Annotated in this window: 22 protein-coding genes; 21 read left to right on the plus strand and 1 reads right to left on the minus strand. The window is 60.1% G+C overall.

Annotation, left to right across the window (positions count from 1 at the left end):
- The first annotated feature begins 256 nt into the window (after positions 1-256).
- The 21 genes from INT21_RS02040 to INT21_RS02140 all read left to right on the plus strand — a co-directional run bounded on the left by INT21_RS02040 (position 257) and on the right by INT21_RS02140 (position 18,065).
- Positions 257-925, plus strand: a complete 669-nt coding sequence (locus tag INT21_RS02040; RefSeq protein ID WP_319022682.1) for a beta-ketoacyl synthase chain length factor — start codon at positions 257-259, stop codon at positions 923-925.
- Complete coding sequence (locus INT21_RS02045) at positions 922-1,716, plus strand: lysophospholipid acyltransferase family protein (protein ID WP_193056544.1); 795 nt, start codon at positions 922-924, stop codon at positions 1,714-1,716. Before INT21_RS02040 ends, INT21_RS02045 begins: the two co-directional genes overlap by 4 nt.
- The gene (locus INT21_RS02050; protein ID WP_172117640.1) at positions 1,682-1,957 is read left to right on the plus strand and encodes a phosphopantetheine-binding protein; all 276 of its coding nucleotides are present in this window, start codon (positions 1,682-1,684) and stop codon (positions 1,955-1,957) included. The genes INT21_RS02045 and INT21_RS02050 overlap by 35 nt, the downstream gene beginning before the upstream one ends.
- Positions 1,947-2,213 (plus strand): acyl carrier protein, encoded by a 267-nt coding sequence (locus tag INT21_RS02055; protein WP_319022683.1) that lies wholly within the window; start codon positions 1,947-1,949, stop codon positions 2,211-2,213. The genes INT21_RS02050 and INT21_RS02055 overlap by 11 nt, the downstream gene beginning before the upstream one ends.
- 2 nt (positions 2,214-2,215) lie before the next feature.
- Positions 2,216-2,740: a COG4648 family protein gene (locus tag INT21_RS02060; RefSeq protein WP_226930563.1), complete on the plus strand. Its 525-nt coding sequence runs from the start codon at positions 2,216-2,218 to the stop codon at positions 2,738-2,740.
- On the plus strand, positions 2,737-4,434 hold the full coding sequence (locus INT21_RS02065) for an AMP-binding protein (protein WP_193084789.1): 1,698 nt from the start codon (positions 2,737-2,739) through the stop codon (positions 4,432-4,434). The genes INT21_RS02060 and INT21_RS02065 overlap by 4 nt, the downstream gene beginning before the upstream one ends.
- Positions 4,427-5,182: a glycosyltransferase family 2 protein gene (locus tag INT21_RS02070; protein WP_193084790.1), complete on the plus strand. Its 756-nt coding sequence runs from the start codon at positions 4,427-4,429 to the stop codon at positions 5,180-5,182. The genes INT21_RS02065 and INT21_RS02070 overlap by 8 nt, the downstream gene beginning before the upstream one ends.
- The gene (locus tag INT21_RS02075; protein ID WP_193084791.1) at positions 5,179-6,120 is read left to right on the plus strand and encodes an LpxL/LpxP family acyltransferase; all 942 of its coding nucleotides are present in this window, start codon (positions 5,179-5,181) and stop codon (positions 6,118-6,120) included. Before INT21_RS02070 ends, INT21_RS02075 begins: the two co-directional genes overlap by 4 nt.
- Positions 6,104-7,675 (plus strand): HAL/PAL/TAL family ammonia-lyase, encoded by a 1,572-nt coding sequence (locus INT21_RS02080; protein WP_226930564.1) that lies wholly within the window; start codon positions 6,104-6,106, stop codon positions 7,673-7,675. Before INT21_RS02075 ends, INT21_RS02080 begins: the two co-directional genes overlap by 17 nt.
- Positions 7,665-8,105, plus strand: a complete 441-nt coding sequence (locus tag INT21_RS02085) for an acyl-CoA thioesterase (protein ID WP_193084792.1) — start codon at positions 7,665-7,667, stop codon at positions 8,103-8,105. The genes INT21_RS02080 and INT21_RS02085 overlap by 11 nt, the downstream gene beginning before the upstream one ends.
- On the plus strand, positions 8,102-8,671 hold the full coding sequence (locus INT21_RS02090; RefSeq protein ID WP_172117645.1) for a LolA-related protein: 570 nt from the start codon (positions 8,102-8,104) through the stop codon (positions 8,669-8,671). Before INT21_RS02085 ends, INT21_RS02090 begins: the two co-directional genes overlap by 4 nt.
- On the plus strand, positions 8,668-10,965 hold the full coding sequence (locus tag INT21_RS02095; RefSeq protein WP_193084793.1) for an MMPL family transporter: 2,298 nt from the start codon (positions 8,668-8,670) through the stop codon (positions 10,963-10,965). Before INT21_RS02090 ends, INT21_RS02095 begins: the two co-directional genes overlap by 4 nt.
- The gene (locus INT21_RS02100; RefSeq protein WP_226930565.1) at positions 10,965-12,251 is read left to right on the plus strand and encodes an NAD(P)/FAD-dependent oxidoreductase; all 1,287 of its coding nucleotides are present in this window, start codon (positions 10,965-10,967) and stop codon (positions 12,249-12,251) included. The genes INT21_RS02095 and INT21_RS02100 overlap by 1 nt, the downstream gene beginning before the upstream one ends.
- The gene (locus tag INT21_RS02105; protein ID WP_193084794.1) at positions 12,248-12,817 is read left to right on the plus strand and encodes a DUF3261 domain-containing protein; all 570 of its coding nucleotides are present in this window, start codon (positions 12,248-12,250) and stop codon (positions 12,815-12,817) included. The genes INT21_RS02100 and INT21_RS02105 overlap by 4 nt, the downstream gene beginning before the upstream one ends.
- Positions 12,818-12,828: 11 nt before the next feature.
- Positions 12,829-13,995: a beta-ketoacyl-[acyl-carrier-protein] synthase family protein gene (locus INT21_RS02110; protein ID WP_193084795.1), complete on the plus strand. Its 1,167-nt coding sequence runs from the start codon at positions 12,829-12,831 to the stop codon at positions 13,993-13,995.
- Positions 13,988-14,482 carry an ApeP family dehydratase gene (locus tag INT21_RS02115; RefSeq protein WP_193084796.1) on the plus strand — a complete coding sequence of 165 codons (495 nt, stop codon included), beginning with the start codon at positions 13,988-13,990 and terminating at the stop codon, positions 14,480-14,482. The genes INT21_RS02110 and INT21_RS02115 overlap by 8 nt, the downstream gene beginning before the upstream one ends.
- The gene (fabG, locus tag INT21_RS02120) at positions 14,479-15,204 is read left to right on the plus strand and encodes a 3-oxoacyl-ACP reductase FabG (RefSeq protein ID WP_193056557.1); all 726 of its coding nucleotides are present in this window, start codon (positions 14,479-14,481) and stop codon (positions 15,202-15,204) included. The genes INT21_RS02115 and fabG overlap by 4 nt, the downstream gene beginning before the upstream one ends.
- Positions 15,204-16,463, plus strand: a complete 1,260-nt coding sequence (locus INT21_RS02125; RefSeq protein ID WP_193056558.1) for a beta-ketoacyl-ACP synthase — start codon at positions 15,204-15,206, stop codon at positions 16,461-16,463. The genes fabG and INT21_RS02125 overlap by 1 nt, the downstream gene beginning before the upstream one ends.
- Positions 16,464-16,535: 72 nt before the next feature.
- Positions 16,536-16,982 (plus strand): excinuclease ATPase subunit, encoded by a 447-nt coding sequence (locus INT21_RS02130; protein ID WP_226912060.1) that lies wholly within the window; start codon positions 16,536-16,538, stop codon positions 16,980-16,982.
- Entirely contained in the window at positions 16,982-17,572 is a 591-nt protein-coding gene (locus tag INT21_RS02135) for a 4'-phosphopantetheinyl transferase superfamily protein (RefSeq protein ID WP_193084797.1), read from the plus strand. The genes INT21_RS02130 and INT21_RS02135 overlap by 1 nt, the downstream gene beginning before the upstream one ends.
- Before the next feature lie 151 nt (positions 17,573-17,723).
- Positions 17,724-18,065: an MFS transporter gene (locus INT21_RS02140; protein WP_226930568.1), complete on the plus strand. Its 342-nt coding sequence runs from the start codon at positions 17,724-17,726 to the stop codon at positions 18,063-18,065.
- 280 nt (positions 18,066-18,345) lie between these two features.
- On the opposite strand, the gene INT21_RS02145 is transcribed toward INT21_RS02140, so the two are convergent.
- On the minus strand, positions 18,346-19,707 hold the full coding sequence (locus INT21_RS02145; RefSeq protein ID WP_193084798.1) for an IS1380 family transposase: 1,362 nt from the start codon (positions 19,705-19,707) through the stop codon (positions 18,346-18,348).
- Positions 19,708-19,799 lie beyond the last annotated feature (92 nt).

The raw sequence follows: 19,799 nt of genomic DNA on the forward strand, positions 1-19,799 counted from the left end.
TGGGTTAGAAGTGCTTCCGGGGGCCGGTCTCACGGATTCAGGTAGTTTTTATCTAATAAAGTTATTTACCAAGAGTTAAAGCTTCCCCCTTGGAGGAGGCTATGTCAACTTAGACAAAGTCAGCATTATTGCCTCAAGCCTTGAACGATCTGCCTTTTGAGATAACCTCACCGTTTCGCATCATTTGAGCCACATTCCTTTTCCACACCCTATAATTAAGTTAAAGTAGACGCCTTTTTTGAGCAGGCTGCTAGTGGTGTCCTTTTCTCTATTTATCGAAGACTGGCGGGGCTGGCTTCCTGAAGAGGCAATGGCAACCGTTAAGCCAAATCGTCTTATTTCGGCCCAACTGAGTAGCGAACTGCCTGCTATGCTGCGGCGACGGCTTGATGATACGGGGCGCGCCACTTGCGATATTCTGCGAGAACTCGACCCACAGGCTAACGCCCCCTTGGTGCATGCCTCACGGCATGGCGATACGACGCATACGCTCGCAATGCTGGAGAGTCTGCAGCGGGGCGACCCGATTTCCCCTACCCGCTTCTCAATGTCAGTGCATAACGCTATTCTGGGCGTTCACTCTATTGCGCAATCGCATCACCGTCCCTTGCAGGCGTTAGGCGCTTGTGGTGATGAGTTTGATGCGCTTCTTCACGAGTCGTATGGGTATTTGCAAGCGGGCTACCCCGCCGTAGTTGCCGCATTTTCAGAAAGCTGTCTTCCTGCGGCCTATCAGGGCGAAACACAGCATCCAGGCACAGCCTGTGTTATTGGCATGCGCTTAACTCTGCAACGAGGTCGCGCCATCACGGCATCTACATCAGCCCACAGCGCTTCTCCGACACCGGTCAATGTGCTGCAGTGGCTTAGTGGGGAGACCGCTTTCCTAAACGGTCGACAGCGCTGGCATCTGGAGCAGGAATGAGTATCAACCAACTGTATCGCGGCTTGGGTACGGCTATTTCCTTCACCGTCTTCGGGATCGGTGGCCTTTTCATTGGCTTGGTGATTGCGCCACTGTTGAATCTCTGCGTGCGTAATACTGAGCGGCGCCGCTACCTGGCGCGCCGCCTTATCCGCGTCTGCTTTCTCGGATTCATCAATTTGATGAAAGGCCTTGGCGTGCTTGATTACCGCGTTGACAACCCTGAGCGCCTCAAACGCCCTGGATTGCTTGTGATTGCCAATCACCCCTCGCTCATCGACGTTATTTTTTTAATCGCTTACACGTCTCATGCCAACTGCATTGTAAAGGGTCGGCTGACCCGCAATTTTATTACCCGCGGCCCTATTCGTGCTGCGGGCTATATCACCAACGATGACCCCGAGTCAGTGCTGGAGGCTGCCCGTCAGAGCCTGCAACGAGGTGACTCACTGATTCTATTTCCTGAAGGCACCCGCACTAGCCCGAAACGCCCGATCAAATTTCGTCGCGGGGGAGCAAATATCGCCCTACGCACCGGTACAGCGCTCACCCCTGTCCTGATACGCTGCACGCCGACCACACTGACAAAACACGAACCCTGGTACCACATCCCCGCTACCAGGGTTTTAATGGAGCTTAGCGTGCTTGACGACCTGCACGTTGATTCCGCTAGCCAACAACCAACCGGCCAGCTCGCTAGACAACTAACTCAATGGCTGAGCGACCACTTCAACAGAGAACTGGAACACTTCCATCATGATAGAAACCTGCAATCAGGCGCTGGAACTTGAACTCAAGCGTCTCATCATTGACGCGCTAGAGCTTGAAGATATTACGCCTGCCGATATTGACCCAAGCGCTCCCCTGTTTGGCGAAGGGCTAGGACTTGACTCTATCGATGCGCTTGAACTCGGGCTGGCACTGCAAAAGCAGTACGGTATCAAGCTTGATTCCGAGGCCGATGAGACGCGTCGCCATTTCGAAAGCCTCGCGGCGCTGCAAGCACTCGTGGAGGCCCGCCGTGTCAATTGAAACCGCTGATCACCAGCGCGAAGAAATACTCGCCCATATTCGCAAGACACTGGTTGATCTGTTTGACCTCAATGCCAGCGAAATAGAGCCCGACGCCCGCCTCTATGAGGACCTGGATATCGATAGCATCGACGCGGTGGACCTTGTCGTCGAGCTAAAGCAATTCACTGGACGACGCATCAAGCCTGAGGATTTCAAATCAGTGCGCACGATCAGCGATGTTGTCACTGCCGTCGAACACTTGATGCAGCAGTAACCATGTCCAAATACGCAAGCATGGCGTGCGCGTTGATGTGGCCACTACTGGTACTGCTTTTGCATGATGACGTTGGCAGCTGGCCGTTACTGGTCATCGGTGCGGCACTACTCGCCTGGAGAATGCCTCAAGCGCGCTATCTGGCAGCCGCTGCGGCGGTTCTGCTGGTCGCCCTGGGCGGGCTGGGGCACGCGGAACTCGGCATGCGCGCATACCCCGTGGCCGTAAACGCGGTCATGCTGGCTATTTTTCTCTCTAGCCTGTGGCGAGGAGTGCCGGTCATCGAACGTTTGGCGCGCCTGCGCGAGCCCGAGCTGCCCGCCGCCGGCATACGCTATACCCGAAATGTCACTTGGGCATGGTGTGGCTTTTTCATACTCAACGGTGCCATCGCAAGCTGGACAGCGCTGTACGCAAGCTTGGCAACATGGACACTGTACAACGGTGCCATCAGCTATGGCCTAATCGCCGTCATGTTTACCGGTGAATGGTTAATACGTCATCAGCTGCGGAGCCGCCTGACATGACCTTTATCTCGCTTACTCAGTTACCCTGGCGTAGATCCGCTCCCCGTCATGAGTCACTTCCCAGCCACTGGGTGTGTGGCGCTTCGCTTACGGCGCATATTGATGCATGGCACCACTGGCTGGCGGACAAACCCGCCGGCCGTTGGCTGCTGTGCCAGCAGCAACCGCTAGCGTTCTGCGCCGCACTGATCGCCTTATGGGAAAGCGGCCGGGTCGCCGTGCTACCCGCCGATGATCGCCCCGAAACGCTCTCCCGGCTGGCAAGCGAAGTCGATGGCACCCTGCCCGATATGCCTGAGCCGCGGCTCCCGCAGGGCGCTGAAACACGCCCCCGCACGGCATTTCTGGACCCGAGCGCTACCGCCGTTGTGCTATCCACCTCAGGCTCCACCGGCAACCCCGTTCAGTTAGCCAAGCGTTTTGATCAATTGGAGGCAGAGTTATCAGCCCACGCCAGGCTTTGGCCACTGGTAGACAGCGGGGTTATTTCCCAGGTCAGCCACCAGCATATTTACGGGCTGCTCACCGGCATACTGCACCCCTTATGTGCGGGCGCGCCGTTCTGCGGTGGTGAAAGCCGTTATCCCGAAGCGCTAATGGCCCGTTTGCAGGAAGCCGATACAGCAGGCCTGCACCCGGTCGTGGTCAGCTCCCCTGCGCAGCTGTCGCGCTTGCCTGAACACCTGCCCTGGCACGCCGCTACGCCGCCTGCCCGCGTGTTCTCATCGGGTGCACCCTTGGCGCTGGCACATGCTCAGCTTGCTGAACGCCTGTTACAGGCGCCGGTCATCGAGATTTATGGCAGTACCGAAACGGGCGGCATTGCCCAGCGTCGCCAAACACGCCGTTCCAGCTGGCAGCCGCTGCCCGGCGTGGAGTTATCGTTTCAAAACGGTAGCCTGAGTTTGCGGTCGCCGTTTCTGGAGACGCCTCAACAGTGGTGGCATCAGCCTGACCAGGCGGCGCCGGCAGATGACGGCTTCACGCTGCTGGGCCGAGCGGATCGCCTGGTCAAGATTGGCGGCAAGCGCATCTCGCTCGACCATGTCGAGCGCATTCTTACGGCAGTGGAAGCGGTCAGCGAGGTACGCTGTGTCGACCTTGACCGCGCCGACAGCCGCTTGGGCGCCGTGATCGTGCTGGACAAACCATCGATTCCGCACCAGCGTGATGCTCGGCAGCATTTGATCCAGCGTATGCGCGAAAACCTTTCCGACCACCTGGAGCCTATTGCCGTGCCCCGCTATTGGCGCTTTGTTGAAACGCTGCCAAGCAATGCCCAGGGAAAGCTGGACCGCACACTGATCAACCGCCTGTTTGCCGACCTGGACGACCCGAAAGTGCCGCGCTGGCTGGGAGAGCACCCTCTTGATGCCAATAGTCGCCTGCTCACCTTGGAAGTTCCGGAGCGGCTGGTGTTTCTGGAAGGCCACTTTGATCAATACCCGCTGGTTCCGGGCGTGGTGATGGTGCAGTGGGCCATCCATTATGCCCACGATATCTTTGGCCACAGAGGCCTGTTTCTGGGTATCGAGCGCTTGAAGTTTACGCGCGCACTACTGCCTGGCACTCGTTTCACCCTACAGCTGACCCGCCGCGAGGATGGCATCGCGTTTAGCATTGACTCCCAGGAAGGGCGCCACTGCACCGGGCAGGTTCGCCTGCAAACGCCCAAGGGAGATCAGCATGGCTGAGCCAAGGCCCTGTATCCTTATCCCTGTGTATAACCATCCAGCGACAATCACCCCGCTATGCGAGGAACTAACAGCGCTGGAGATACCGCTGCTGCTGGTCGATGACGGCAGTGATCAACAGTGTGCCGCCGTTTTGGATCGCTTGGCTGAACAGGGCCATCACCTGCTGCGCCTTGAGACTAACCAGGGTAAGGGGGCGGCTGTACGTGCCGGATTACGCTACGCCGAGCAGTTGGGGTTCAGCCATGCACTTCAGGTCGATGCCGACGGCCAGCACGGGGTCGATGATCTGCCCGCGTTTCTCGCCACGCTAACGGTAGCCCAGCACACGCTGGTAGTGGGTTATCCTCGATATGACGCTAGCGTGCCCCGAGTGCGCTTCTATGGCCGCTACGCCACCCATATCTGGGTGTGGATAAATACCTTATCGCTGGATATTCGCGACTCGATGTGTGGTGTCAGGCTCTACCCGGTGGCACCGCTCAACCGAATGCTGGCCCGCCACCCCTGTGGCAATCGCATGACCTTCGATACCGAAGTGCTGGTGCGCTGGCACTGGGAACAAGGCGCCATGATGCACCGGCCGGTACGCGTGCACTACCCCCGCGACGGTATCAGCCATTTTGCCGTATGGCGTGATAACCGGCAGATATCGCTGATGCATACGCGCCTGTTTTTCGGCATGTTGTGGCGCCTGCCACGCTTGCTCGCCCGGCGCTTTCAGCCACACCGCGAGGCGAGCCCATGAACTACCACTGGGCGCGGATCGGCGAACGCGGCACGCTGCTGGGGATGACCCTGATGGTGGCTATACAGCGGCGCCTGGGCCGCTGGCCTTTTCGGCTGGCACTATGGCCAGTCATGCTCTGGTATTTTCTCGTCCACACCACGGCGCGACGTGCTTCCCAGGCTTTTCTGCAACGCCTTTACCCCATGCTCAAGCAGCAGCCTGTCGCCCGTTGGTGGCACAGCTATCGCCACTTTCTGGCCTTTGGCGAAACGCTGATGGACAAGGTCGAAGCGTGGAGCGGCCATATTGCCGACGAACGCCTGGTGGGTAGCGGGGTCGAGCGCTTCACTCAAGCGATCGCTGGCGGTCAAGGCGGATTGATCCTTGTCGCCCACCACGGCAATCTTGACGTAGTGAATGCGCTGACCGAACGCCATACCAACCTCGACCTGACGGTGATGATGCACACCCGCAATGCACGCAAGTTCAATGCTCTGCTTGAACGCGTCACGGGCAAGCCGCGCCCACAGATTCTCGAAGTCAGCGAAGTCACCCCAGCCACTGCCCAGACGCTGGCCGAGCGTATTAACGCCGGTGGCTATGTGGTCATCGCCGCCGACCGCCTTCCCCTGTCAGGAGAGCGAACCCAGTCGTTTGATTTTCTCGGCGACCAGGCAAGCTTCCCGGAAGGCCCTTTCCGCTTGGCCACCTTGCTGCGTTGCCCCCTCTATACGCTGGCCTGCGTGCGCGATGATGACCACTTCAGAATCGACTTTGAGCTTCTTGGCGACACCCGGGACCTGCCTCGTCGTCAGCGTGAAACGTGGATTACCGATACCATGCAGGCACATGCCGACCACTTGGCCGAACGCGTTCGGCGGCACCCGCTGCAATGGTTCAATTTTTATCCCTTCTGGATAAATGATACTGGATACCTTCATGACGATACTGCGTGACCCGACGGCGGGGCCCCTCACTAGCGCGCCGCTCATTCTGGATGGATCGATGGTCAGCCTTGAAGACGTGCTGGCTGTTGCCGAAGGTCGCCGTCGCGTCACTCTGTCGACGGCACCCGATTTCCGTAAGCGTATTGCCAAAGGCAATGCCTTTCTTGAGCGCCTGCTCGAGGAAGAGGGCGTCGTCTACGGCGTTACCACCGGTTATGGCGACTCCTGCACCCGCGAAGTCTCCGCCTCCGACCTGGAGCAACTGCCCCGCCAGCTGTACACCTTTCATGGCTGCGGGCTGGGCGAGGCGCTAACGGTTGAGGCCGCGCGGGCGGTGATCATGGTACGCCTTGTCTCGCTTTGTCGCGGCGTATCCGGCGTCAGTGTCGAGCTGCTTGAGCGCTTGGCATGGTTGCTTGAACATGACGTGATACCGGTGATTCCTGAAGAAGGCTCTGTCGGGGCCAGCGGGGATCTCACGCCGCTATCTTACCTGGCCGCCGTCTTGTGCGGTGAGCGGGACGTCTTTCATGACGGCCAGCGGCGGCCTACGGCGGAGGTGTTTACCGAGCACGGGCTGACCCCTTATTGCCTGAAGCCCAAGGAAGGCCTCGCGCTGATGAACGGCACCGCGGTGATGACAGCGCTAAGCGTGTTCGCCTTCGCCCGCACCACTTATCTGGCGCGGCTGACTACCCGCATCACGGCGCTCTCCGTGCATGCGCTGAACGGCAACCCCTACCACTTTGATGCCGAGCTTTTCGCCGCCAAACCGCATCCGGGGCAGAACAAGGTCGCCGAACGCCTGCGCGAGGATCTCCACGCGCCCGACACGCCGCGCAACTCATCGCGCCTTCAGGATCGCTACTCGACGCGCTGCGCCCCGCACGTGATCGGCGTAGTGGAAGATGCCCTGCCTTGGTGGCGCCAGTTTCTCGAAAACGAACTCAACAGTGCCAACGACAATCCATTGATCGACGCCGAACAAGGCAAGGTCATGCACGGCGGTCACTTTTACGGCGGCCATGTCGCCTTCGCCATGGATAGCCTCAAGCAGGCCTGCGCCAACCTCGCGGATCTGCTCGACCGCCAACTGGCGCTGCTGGTGGATGCTCGTTTTAATCATGGCTTGCCCAGCAACTTAAGCGGTGCCGCCCCCGAGCGAGCCAGCCTTAATCATGGCTACAAGGCCGTGCAGATCGGGGCGTCCGCATGGACCGCCGAGGCGCTGAAGCTGACCATGCCCGCCAGCGTTTTCTCGCGCTCCACCGAATGCCACAATCAGGACAAGGTCAGCATGGGCACGATTGCCGCCCGCGATGCGCTGCGTGTGCTCACCCTGGTAGAACAGGTCGCGGCCTCCACGCTGCATGCGGCCTGTCAGGGTGTTGAGCTACGCAGCCAGATAGGCGATGCGCCACCGCTGCCCGACCGCCTGGCTGAATTTCTGACCGACTGCCGCCAGATCTTTCCGGCACTTGGCGAAGACCGCGCCCTGGAACACGAACTCCGCACTCTGTGTGACGTGATTCGCCAACGCCACTGGAGCCTATATGACGCTTGATGATGGCAAACTGCCCCGCTACGAGACCGAACTGACGATACCGTTTCACGATATCGACATGATGCAGGTGGCTTGGCACGGCCACTATGTGCGCTACCTGGAAATTGCCCGCTGCACGCTGCTCGATGCGCTCGATTACAACTATCCCCAAATGCAGGCCTCAGGATTTGCCTGGCCGGTGATCGATTTACGCCTGCGCTACGCGGCGCCAGCGCTATTCGCCCAGCGAATCGCAATCGAAGCGCGCCTGAGCGAGTGGGAGAACCGCCTCAAGATCGACTACACCATTCGCGATGCACACACCCGCAAACGCCTGACGCGTGCCTGGAGCGTACAAGTGGCCGTCGGAATTGAAGACCGCGAAATGCGCCTGGAATCGCCCCCCGTTCTGCGGGAACGTCTGCTCGCCTGGCAGGAGGCCAATCAATGATGCGCGCTATTCACCAAGCGGCTTTTTTTGTCTTTACCCTTCTAGCCATCAGCGCCAGCGCTGCCGCTTGGGCGGCTCCCGACGCTGACGAGCTTGCCGCACGCCTGGCCGACAATGCACCGCAGTGCGGGCGATTCGAGCAGACACGCTGGCTAGCCGATCTCGACAGTCAGTTGGAAAGCCGTGGAACCTTTGAACATCAAGACGCAGGGCTTGTCTGGCAAACGACCTCCCCCATTAATGACCGCGTGGTGATGAGCGCGGACAACGACGAGCTGCCGATGGGCTTTCAGGCGGTCGCCCCGGTGCTTGGTGGCCTGCTTTCAGGTGACTGGCAGGCGTTGGAGAGATACTTCGCCATCGAACTCAGCGGCACCCAGGAAGAGTGGCAGGCCAAGCTGACGCCCAGTGAAGCGAACATCGCCCAACGGCTTGACCAGTTACTGGTTCACGGCAACCAGCAGGTAGAGCGTGTCGAGATCATGTTCACCAATGATGACCGCCTCGAGCTTACCTTGAGCGGTGCGGCTTGCGAGCGTCTTGAAGACGATAAGCATACATCGTGAGTGAAGCAACGCGTCCCGGCCGCCTGGAGCGTCTGGCAGCTATCGGCTGGGCGGGGCTGCTGCTGGGCTGCGCCTTGCTCTTGGCGAGCCTGCTGAGCAGGGGCGCAGCACTGGATACGCGCATTACCACGCTGTTGCCGGACACCCGGCAGGGAGCGCTGCTCGAACACGCCGAGCAGCGCCTGACGCAGGCCTTCGAGGATCGCTTCGTGCTGCTGTTGCGGGGCGAATCGCCGGCTCAGCTGGTTGCGGATCTCAAGACCCGTCTTAAACAATCGGCCAGCGTCACAGCCTTCGACGATGACCTTCTGCGCACCCCCGACAGCGACTTGTCAGCGTACCGTTATCGGCTGCTATCGCCCTCGTTGGCCGCTGCCGATAACGACGCTTGGGTGCAACGAGGCCTGCGCCAGCTATTCACACCAGGCAGTGGCGCTGACCCACGCCAGGACCCCTTTGGCCTGCTGGATGCCTGGCAGGACCAACGCCTGGCGGGCCCCATTCGCCTGATCGACGGCCTGCCTGCCGTCAGGGATGAGAGCGGTAACTGGTTCATCGTAAGCGGCCAACTCACGGCCAGCCCCTACGATATGGCCATGCAGCAACGCCTTGTCACAGCGCTTGCGGAGTTTAGCGATGCTCACCCAGAAGCCGAGCTGTTGCGAAGCGGGCTGGTGTTTCACGCCGCCGCCGGTGCCGAGCAGGCCAAGCGCGAAACCTTGACCATCGGCATTGGCTCGCTGCTGGGTATCGCCTTGCTGCTCTGGATCACCTTTCGGCGCGGTTCGATACTGGCCAGCCTGTTGCTACCGGTGGCGTGTGGCATTCTGTTTGCACTGCCCTTGACCTGGCTACTTTTTGGTACGCTCAACCTGCTGACGCTGGCCTTTGGCGCTAGCTTGATCGGCATTGCGATAGATTACGCCCTGCATTTTCAATGCGCTCGCCAGCTGGCGCCCGAACAGCCGTTGGCCAGGCTTTGGCCGGGGCTATTACTCGGCCTGATATCCAGCCTGGTCGCCTATCTTGTCCAGCTTGCCACGCCGCTGCCGGGGCTGCGCCAGATGGCCACGTTCGTGGCGCTAGGCCTGATAGGTGCCTGGCTGACAGTGCGCCTTTGGCTGCCGTGGTTCACCCCGCGCCCTCATGCCGCCACCACGCGTATTGCCACTCAGTTGAACCGTCTACGTTTACCGCCTCACGCGCCCAGGTATTGGGGGCTGCTCGCCCTGCTTGGGTTTCTCGCAGTCGTCATGATCGCCACGCGGCTGTCCGCTGACGATGATCTTCGCCAGCTCAACCCATCACCTGCCGAGCTGATTACCGAGCAGCAACGCGTGCAGATACTGCTGGATAGCCCGACCGCCAGCCGCTACCTGCTTGTCACCGCCGAGCAGGAAGACGAACTATTGGAGCGCCTTGAAGCTCTGGACGCAGCGCTTGCCGATTTAGAGGCGCAAGGGCACTTGACTCACTACCGCCACCTGGCCCAAGCAGTGCCCTCTCCAGCGACGCAAAATGCCAACCTTGAGCGTGTGCGCCAGGCCTACCGCAACGCCCTGCCCGAGCTGATCGCCCAGGCAGGCCTTCCTTCGACCTTGCTGGAAACCGCGCAGCGCTCACTTGAAAGCGTGCCGCTGCTGACGATCACGGCGTGGCTCAACACCCCGGCGGGGCAAGCCGATACCATGCTCTGGCTAGACGCAACCGCCGATGTCGAGCGTACAGACATGGCGGCGCTGATAACGCTGGGCGATGCCGACAGTACTGCTCAGCAGGCATTTACTCACCTTGCTGCACCGCAATACGTGCTCTACCAGGACCGCGTGGCAACGTTATCCAGCCACCTGTCGCAGCTCCGCGACCAGATCGCCCTGTGCCTAGCCATCGCCGTAGCGGGGCTTGCGGTGATATTTGGCGTTCGCTATCGCAGGCGGGCCTGGCGCGTATTATTGCCCCCGCTGGGCGCACTGCTGTCAACCATCGCGCTGTTGAGCGCCTTTAATATCGGCTTGACGCTTTTCCACCTGCTGGGATTGCTGCTGGTACTGGGTATCGGTCTCGACGCGGGTATCTTCAGCACCGAACACCCCAACAGCCCAGCTGCCTGGCTGGCCATTAGCCTGTCGTGTGCCTCAAGCCTATTGGCCTTTGGCCTACTGGCGTTCAGTGCTACCCCGGCGCTTCACTACCTGGGGCTCACTTGCCTCATTGGCCTTGCATCAGCTTGGGCACTTGTGCCGTTTGCCAGGGCGGGCACCAGGCCTCTATCTTCTCGACAGGACACTCCCTGATGGCTATAGAAACAACGCAACACATGAATATCCAAGATACCACCGATGTCGCCATCATCGGCGCCGGGCCTTCCGGAGCGGCTGCAGCGGCCTGGCTTGCCCAGCGGGGTCTGGATGTGCGGGTGATTGAGCGCAGCCGCTTTCCGCGCTTTTCCATCGGCGAAAGTTTGCTGCCACAGTGCATGGTCCATCTTGAAGCCTGTGGCCTGCTGGATGCCGCCAAGGCAGGCGGATTTCAAACCAAGAACGGGGCGGCCTTCACTTGGCGGGATCGCTATGCGGCCATCGACTTTCGCGACAAGTTCACGCCAGGCCCAGGCACCACGTGGCAGATCGAACGCGCTGATTTTGACCAGCGCCTGATCGAAGGCGCGCGCCAGCTGGGCGCCCAGGTTGAGTTTGACACCCGCGTTGAAGCCTTTGTCGCCGACCCCGAACACCCCAGCCTTACGTTGGTCGATGCCAACGGTGAGCAGCGCTCGTTACACGCACGCTTTGTGCTCGACGCCAGTGGTTATGGTCGCGTCCTGGCGCGCCTCACCGGCCTTGCCCGCCCCTCGACGCTTGAATCACGCTGCGCGCTGTTTACCCATATTGACGATCACATTGATTGTTCGCGTTACGACCGCGAGAAGATCCTGATCGGTTTGCACCCTGAGCATCCCGGCATCTGGTACTGGCTGATTCCCTTCACGAATGGGCGGGCATCGGTTGGCGTAGTAGGTGACCGGGCAACACTGGAAGCTGCGGGTATCAATGATGAGGAGCGCCTCTGGCACTTCATACGTGCCGAACCGAGGCTCGCCGAACTACTGGCCAATGCGAACGCCATTCGCGCGGTTAGCCGCTTAGAGGGTTATTCAGCAGATGTCGAGCAACTGCACGGCCCCGGTTTTGCCCTGCTGGGTAACGCGGGTGAATTTCTTGATCCGGTTTTCTCTTCAGGGGTCACCATCGCCCTGGATTCGGCCTTGCGTGCCGCCCCCCTGGTCGAGCGCCAGCTCGCCGGTGAGCACGTCGATTGGAATAGCCAGTTTGAACAGCCCCTACGACGCGGCGTTGCCACCTTCCGTGAATTCGTGGAGGCCTGGTATGATGGTCGCCTACCGCGCATCATCTTCAATGACCAGCAGACACCGCGCATACGCACCATGATCAGCTCAGTGCTCGCCGGCTACGCCTGGGATGAAGAAAACCCGTTCGTTGCCGCCAGCCGTCGGCGGTTAGACAGTCTGGCAGAGGCCTGTACCGATATGCGCTGCGATACCGCAGGGAAGGAAAAATGACCACTACGTTGTTTCGCTTCGCATGTCAGGCAGGACTGCTCAGCGCCCTGCTTCTGCTGTTCGGCTGTGCCGGGCGGCCGGTGGCGACCGTACCCACCCTCTCGACACTACCGGCGATGGAAACGCAGCGGCAGCGCCTGACGTTTGAACATAATGACCAGCGCCATGAGATGATTGGCGTTCTGCGCCACGACGACAAGACGTTGCGCCTGGTCATACTAAGCCCACAAGGCCAGCGCCTGCTGACTCTGATACACGACGATAGCGGCAGCCGCTTTCTACAGGATGCCGCCTTTGAGCCGCCCTTTACCGCTGAGTGGCTGGCCAGCCGTTTGAGCTGGAACCTGTGGCCCGCACCGGCTATTGAACAAGCCTTTGGGTCCAACGCCTGGTCAATCCAAGAGGATGAGACGGGCCGCACGATGCGCTATCGACAGCGTATCGTGGCGCGGATCAGCGGTAACTCGGCATGCACGTTAATTGACGACGTTGAGGCAGGCTACCGCCTGTATATCATGCCCCTTAGTGACACCGACCAGACAACCGCCCCATGCTTAACCCCTTGATAGCGTCTCAGATGCCTCCTTGTCGCCTCCTGCCACCGGCCCTGGTCTGTTCGATCGGTGACGATCTGGCAACCATTGCCGATGCCCTGTTTACTGGCCGTCGTGGGCTTGAGTATGACGACGTGTTTACCCCCGGGCGGCCTTTACCGTTAGGCCGAGTCACGACCTCCCTGCCCGATGCCCAGGCGCTACCGCCAGCGCACCGTTCGCGCAATAACCAGCTGCTGGCCGCCGCCCTGGAGCAGTTGGCACCGACGCTTGAGGCTTTTCGCAAGCGGCACCCCCAGGCGCGTATCGGCGTGGTGCTCGGCACCAGTACCTCCGGCATCGGCGAAACCGAAATAGCGCTGGCTGAGCGCCAGAGAGGTGGCCACTGGCCTGACGACTTTCATTACCAGCGCCATGAAATTGGCTCACCAGCCCGCTTTGTTGCCGAGTGGCTCGGCCTGGACGGACCAACCTACACGCTCTCTACCGCCTGTACGTCGAGTGCGCGCGCCCTGGCAAGCGCCAAACGCCTGCTGGCAAGCGGTATGTGCGATGCGGTCATCGCCGGTGGGGCTGACAGTCTTTGTGGGTTAACCGTCAACGGGTTTGCCTCGCTTGAGGCGCTTAGCGACCGTCCTTCTCAGCCTTTCTCGGCCGAGCGTGACGGTATCAACCTCGGAGAAGCCGCCGCGCTGTTTCTGGTAACGGCAGAAACCGGCGGCATTCAGCTCAGTGGTTATGGTGAAAGCAGCGACGCTTACCATATTTCCGCCCCACGGCCAGATGGCCAGGGGGCCATTCAGGCGATGCAAGCCGCGCTTGCCATGACGCAGCTGCCCGCCACGGCCATTGATTATCTCAACCTGCACGGCACCGCCACGCGCCAGAACGACAGCATGGAAGCCAAGGCAGTCGCAACGCTTTTCGGCAATACGCTACCGTGCAGTTCAACGAAGGCCCTGACCGGGCATACGCTAGGCGCCTGCGGCGCGCTCGAAGCGGCGTTCTGCTGGCTGACGCTCAATGAGGGACGCCTGCCGCCCCAGGTTCACGATAGTGACGTCGACCCAGAACTTCCGTTACTGAATTACGCCAAGGCGACGACTCATCACGGCCGTCGCGCGATCAGCAATGCCTTCGCGTTTGGGGGTAATAACATCGCCTTGTTGCTGGAACGTTTCAATGAATGATTCACTTATCCCCGCACGGCTTGACCTGCCCTGCGATATCGCGCCGTACGTGCCGCACCGCCTGGGCATGTGCCTTCTGGATACGCTACTGGCCGTGGGTGACGAACACCTGCATGCCCGCGTCGTCCCCCAGCCCGACGACCTGTTTGCCACACCAGACGGCATTCCCGGCTGGGTCGGGTTAGAGTGGCTTGCCCAGGCCGTTGCCGCGTGGGCGGGTGTGCAGTCCGTGACGTCAGGCGATACGCCGAAAATTGGCTTTCTACTCGGCACGCGCCGTTATCAGTGCCAACAGCCGTTTTTTCACTTCGACCAGCCGATACGCATCGAAGTAGAGCTCGATTTTCGGGCAGATAATGGCCTGGGCGCGTTTCAGGGGCGCTTGCTGGATGCTCAGCAACAGCTGATCGCTAACGCCACACTCAACGTGTTTCAGCCCGATACGCAACAGGCGCTGGAAATGATGCAACAAGGAAAAACTCAATGACGAATACCATCCTGGTTACCGGTTCAAGCCGCGGTATCGGCCAAGCCATCGCCTTACGCTTGGCGCGGGATGGCTTCGATATCGTCGTACATTGCCGTCAGCGTCAGGCAGAGGCAAAAGCCGTCGCAAACCAGATTCGTGATATGGGCCGCAACGCCCGCGTGCTGTGCTTTGATGTTGCCGACAGGGCCGCGGCGCAGCAGGCGCTGGACGCCGATATCGAAGCGCATGGCGCCTACTACGGTGTTGTCTGCAATGCGGGCATTACCGCCGACGCCGCCTTCCCCGCGCTCTCTGATGAGGATTGGGACAGCGTGATCCACACCAATCTCGACGGTTTCTATAACGTTGTGAAGCCCCTCGTCATGCCGATGATTCGCCGCCGGGCGCCCGGCCGCATCGTCGTGATGTCCTCGGTTTCAGGCATGATGGGCAACCGTGGCCAGGTCAACTACAGCGCTGCCAAGGCCGGGCTGATCGGTGCCATGAAAGCCTTGGCCGTGGAACTGGCGAAACGCCGCATTACGGTCAACTGCGTTGCCCCAGGCTTGATCGACACCGACATGACCGACGACCTGGTTACCGAGGAAGCGCTCAAGTTAATTCCCATGCAACGCACCGGTACCAGCGAAGAAGTCGCAGCCACGGTGGGCTTTTTATGTTCAGCCGATGCTGGCTATATCACTCGGCAAGTATTCGCCGTCAACGGAGGGATGTGCTGATGGCAAGTAATGTACAACGCCAGGGCGGGCTGGGGCGCCGTGTGGTAGTGACCGGCATGGCCGGTTTCTCGCCGATCGGCAACGACTGGCCAAGCATCAAGGCTCGCCTTGAGCGTTTGCAAAACGGCGTTATCCACATGGATGACTGGGAAAGTTATGACGGCCTCAATACGCGCCTTGGGGCGCCCGTGCGCGACGTTACCTTGCCTGCGCATTATCATCGCCGGGCGCTGCGCAGCATGGGCCGCGGCGCGCAGATGGCCACGCGTGCCAGTGAGCTGGCGCTGGAAGATGCAGGCCTGCTGGATACGCCGCTCTTAGGCAGTGGCCAGATGGGGATCGCGTACGGCGCCTCCGCTGGGGAGCCCGACGCCATTGCCGACTTTGGCAACATGTTGATCAATAAGTCGACCGATGGCCTGAACGCCAACTCCTATATTCGTATGATGGCCCACACCGCACCGGTCAATATCGGCGTTTTTCTCGGGGTGCGCGGGCGGATCTATACCACCTCAAGTGCCTGCACGTCTGGCAGCCAAGGCATCGGCTATGCTTACGAAGCCATCCGTTTCGGACGCCAGACCGCCATGATTGCCGGTGGTTGCGAGGAGCTTTCGGCTTCCGAGGCGGCCGTCTTCGATACGCTGTTTGCGACCAGTACGCGCAATGACGCGCCGCACACCTCGCCGCGCCCCTTTGACGCCGAGCGCGACGGTCTGGTGATCGGAGAAGGGGCAGGCACGCTGATCCTTGAGGAACTGGAGCACGCCCAAGCACGGGGAGCCACCATTCACGCAGAGCTTGTGGGCTTTGGTACCAACAGCGATGGCCGCCACGTTACCCAGCCGGATGCCAGCATGATGGAGCAAGCGATTCGCCAGGCACTGGAGGATGCAAATTTGCAGCCCGAGCAGATTGGTTATGTCAGCGCCCACGGCACGGCCACCGAGCGGGGCGATATTGCCGAGAGTCATGCGACACACGCGGTGTTCGGCTCAAACCTGCCCATTAGCGCTTTTAAAAGCTTCACCGGCCACACGCTAGGCGCCTGCGGTGCGCTGGAAGCCTGGGTCGCCATCAAGATGATGCAGGAAGGCTGGTTCCACGGCACCGCCAATCTTGACCGCCTTGATGATGCCTGTGCAGAACTCGACTACTTGAACGGCCCAGGACGGAACATTGACTGTGACTATGTCATGAGCAATAACTTCGCTTTTGGAGGCATCAACACCTCGTTGATCTTCCGCCGCTGGCCCTGATATCGCTTACGACTCAGTGCCACTCACACTACCTGCTCTCAGGTACTTAAACCCAGCAAGAAGGAACGCTAAATGAGCCGAGGAATGATGTTAATGGGGGTGCTACTAGGCGCTCTACTAGTAAGCACGACGAGCCATGCGCGCGACACGACACACATGCTCTCTATTGAGGACGCAATGAACACGCCCGATGCGAGAGCACGGCTTGATTCCAATATTCAATTTATCTTTGGCGACACTCCGCACGGCGAGATTACCGCCGAGCATGGTCCTGCCGTCACAAATAAAAAGACCAATGCCTTCAACAAGTCTGATGTAGAAGCCTGCGAGTGGGTCATGCTCTCGGCGCTTCTTAGCTTGCAAGACCGCGTCAAAGCGGAAGGCGGTAATGCGGTGGTTAACATTGAGAGTTTTTATGACCGTCAGCCGATGTCCTCGACCAGTGAGTATGAGTGCCATGCAGGGGCGCTTATGGCCGGTGTCGCGCTGCGAGGTGACGTTGTCACGCTAGCCGACTAATGACCGCGTATTTAGACATTGTGTTGGCCCAAGCCCCCGCTCACAGCAGCGGGGCTTGTTTATCGGCGCTGGGCAGAGAGCTTCTCTCCAGGCTTGCCGATGCGCGCGGCTACCACTGCCCCGTTAGTGAGTGGTCTCCCAGAGGCAGCGGCGCGCCGTGGCATCCAGCGCTGCCGCTCCCCTGGAAAGCGTGTCTTGCCCACCGCGATGGGCGCGTCATTGCAGGTATTTCCACGGCACCGGTGGGCATCGACATCGAGCATGTTCGCCTGCGACATAAAAAACGCCTACCCGAGCTGGTGGCGTGCCTGCCTGAGGCCGACGTACGCCGCAAGATACATCAGTCCGCTGTACCTCTAGACGCCTTTTACCGCGCATGGACACTCCACGAAGCGCTGTTCAAGCTGGATAGCCTGTCCGGCACTCCTTCAAGCCATGTATTGAGCACCCGTCTTGAGCGGCTAGCCCCTAGGGGCAATGTTCATGCCTGGCAATGGCAGCAGCAAGGCTGGACCATCAGCCTCTGTGCACACGCAAGTTCGCTTGAAATTCGCAGTCTCCCCAACCTCTCTTTTATGCAACTCGACTAACACTCGCCAACGCGGGCCGCCCCCCTCCCTTACTTCCTGACGTAAAATAGTAGCTTGCTAACGACAGTGCTATCATCAGTGCCTTTGCCATCTCGATGTTTATCCAGGGAAGCTCGCCATCAACCATTTAACCCATACCAAAGCCGTACTGCTGTTTGCCAGCACCATGACGGTGATGTCGGGTGCGATTATTGCGCCTGCTTTGCCGGGTATCAGCCGCTATTTTTCGGATCAGCCGCAGGTGTTGATTCAGCTGATCCTGACGCTTCCTGCGCTGATGATTACGCTGTTCAGCCCGCTAATGGGCTATCTGGCCGACCGGTTTGGGCGCAAGCCTCTACTCCTGATGATGTTGTCCATTTATGGCCTGGCGGGTGGGGCGGGCTTCTTGATTGATAGCGTGAACCTGTTGTTAGCATCACGGGCGCTGATGGGCATCGCCGTGGCCGGTATTTTAAGTATTAGGTTTTGTACGAAAAGCCTTATCTGCTAACTTTCCCTATGCAAAAGCAGCATAGGGGAAAGTAATGGTCGGACGTTATCCTGAATCCGTGAAGCCGGCGCCGACACTTTCCCTATCACCGCCAGCGAGCACTTTTTGATCATTCGCCCCGTGCAAGTTGGCTTTCGCAAGCCCGTTATTGCCAAAACCCACCGTGCTGATCGGTGCTGACGGCCCGTTTTGTCATGCCTTTCCACCCGCCAGGCACGACATATCTGGCGATCGCGTGTCGCTTGGAACTGCTTGTGGATAGAGTGTCGCCGATTGACGGTCAGCATGGCGTTCCTCGTGGATAACGCAGTCGGCTCCGCAGCGTCTTGAGCACCGTCATGCGCCCGATATCCTGCCCGAAGTCGAGGATGATCTGCCGTGCCTTGTGAATCACGAGAGCCGCACGGTGCACCAGCTCTTGTAGCACGGTGCGCAGCCGGCGCCGCTTGGCCGGGTGGCGAACCGGGCTCAGCTCGCCGGTCATGCCCAGCTGTCCCATCAGGCGCAGGATGTTGTAGGCCAACTGGGCGAGATGCAGGATCAGGTCGTTGGTGGCGAACTTGCCGGACGGCAAGCGCTCCAGGTCGAGATCGGTCTTGATCTCGCTGTGAAACTGCTCATGGGTGGCATGCGCCTGGTAGCGCTTGATCACCGCCTCCGGCGCCTCGTCCAGGCTGGTCCACCAGCCTTCCAACTCATAGTCCGGTTCGAGCAGCAACTGGCCATCGCGATCGGCGGTGCGCTCTACCAGGCGCATCACGCGTTGGACGACGTATTCGGTCTTGTTGTCGTCGTGGATCGAGACGGTCTGCGGCCACAGCGCCTGGCGCTTGCCAGGACGCAGCTCTTCCCAGTAGTCCGCCGCCACCGCCAGCCAGGTATCTCGATCAGCCGTGGCCGAGCCGCGCGGGTTCCATTTGACGACATAGTCGAGCCGGCGCCCCTCGTCGGCAAAGACCTGGCGTTGCTGTTCGAGAAGCGCCAGGTGCGCCTGGCTGTCGAAGCCGCTGTCCTCGCGTAACAGGATCGGTTGCTTGGTCAGGCATTGGGCGCGAGGCAGTACCCGCTCCAGGAAGGCGTTGCTCTCCTTCATGGTGTTCTGCTTGCCAGGCCGCAGTTCCAGACCCAGGCACCACCCTTCGTTGCCCAGATAGGCGGCGATCGGGGTGTAGCCATCGACCTTCTGGTAGGTCCGCGAGACGCCTTCCTTCTTCGAGTTGCTGTTGTCCATGACGAAGGTGTCGATGTCCAGGCAGACGTGCGTCGTCTCGGCGGTGATCGGTGCTTCGATCAGTGACAGCAGGGTCGTGGACCAGGTGGCGGTGCGCGCCTGCAGGTCGTTGGCGGCAAGTTTCTCCAGCCGCTGTCGCAGCGTCGCCGCGCTCGGCACCTTCTGCAGGGTCAGCAGTTGTTGGAAGGGCTTGTCGCGGCGGAAGTTCTCGACAGCGTCATAGTCGCTCATGCCCAGACACAGCAGGCCCAGGTAGCTCTTGATCACGTCACTGGTGCGCATGCCCAGCGTGGTGGGGAAGCGGCTGTCGATGCTGTCGACGCCAGCGATCTCGAAGCATTGCCCGATGATGGACAGCCCGGCGTGGCTGGTGAGGGTGCGGCGACTGGCGCGGAACTTTATGTTGGGCATGGCACTGTCTGGGTGAATGGCGATAATGGCTATATTGCCATGCAGGTCAGTGGGTTAGAAGTGCTTCCGGGGGCCGGTCTCACGGATTCAGG

Source organism: Halomonas sp. 3F2F (assembly GCF_014897805.1).
Taxonomy (GTDB): Bacteria; Pseudomonadota; Gammaproteobacteria; order Pseudomonadales; family Halomonadaceae; genus Vreelandella.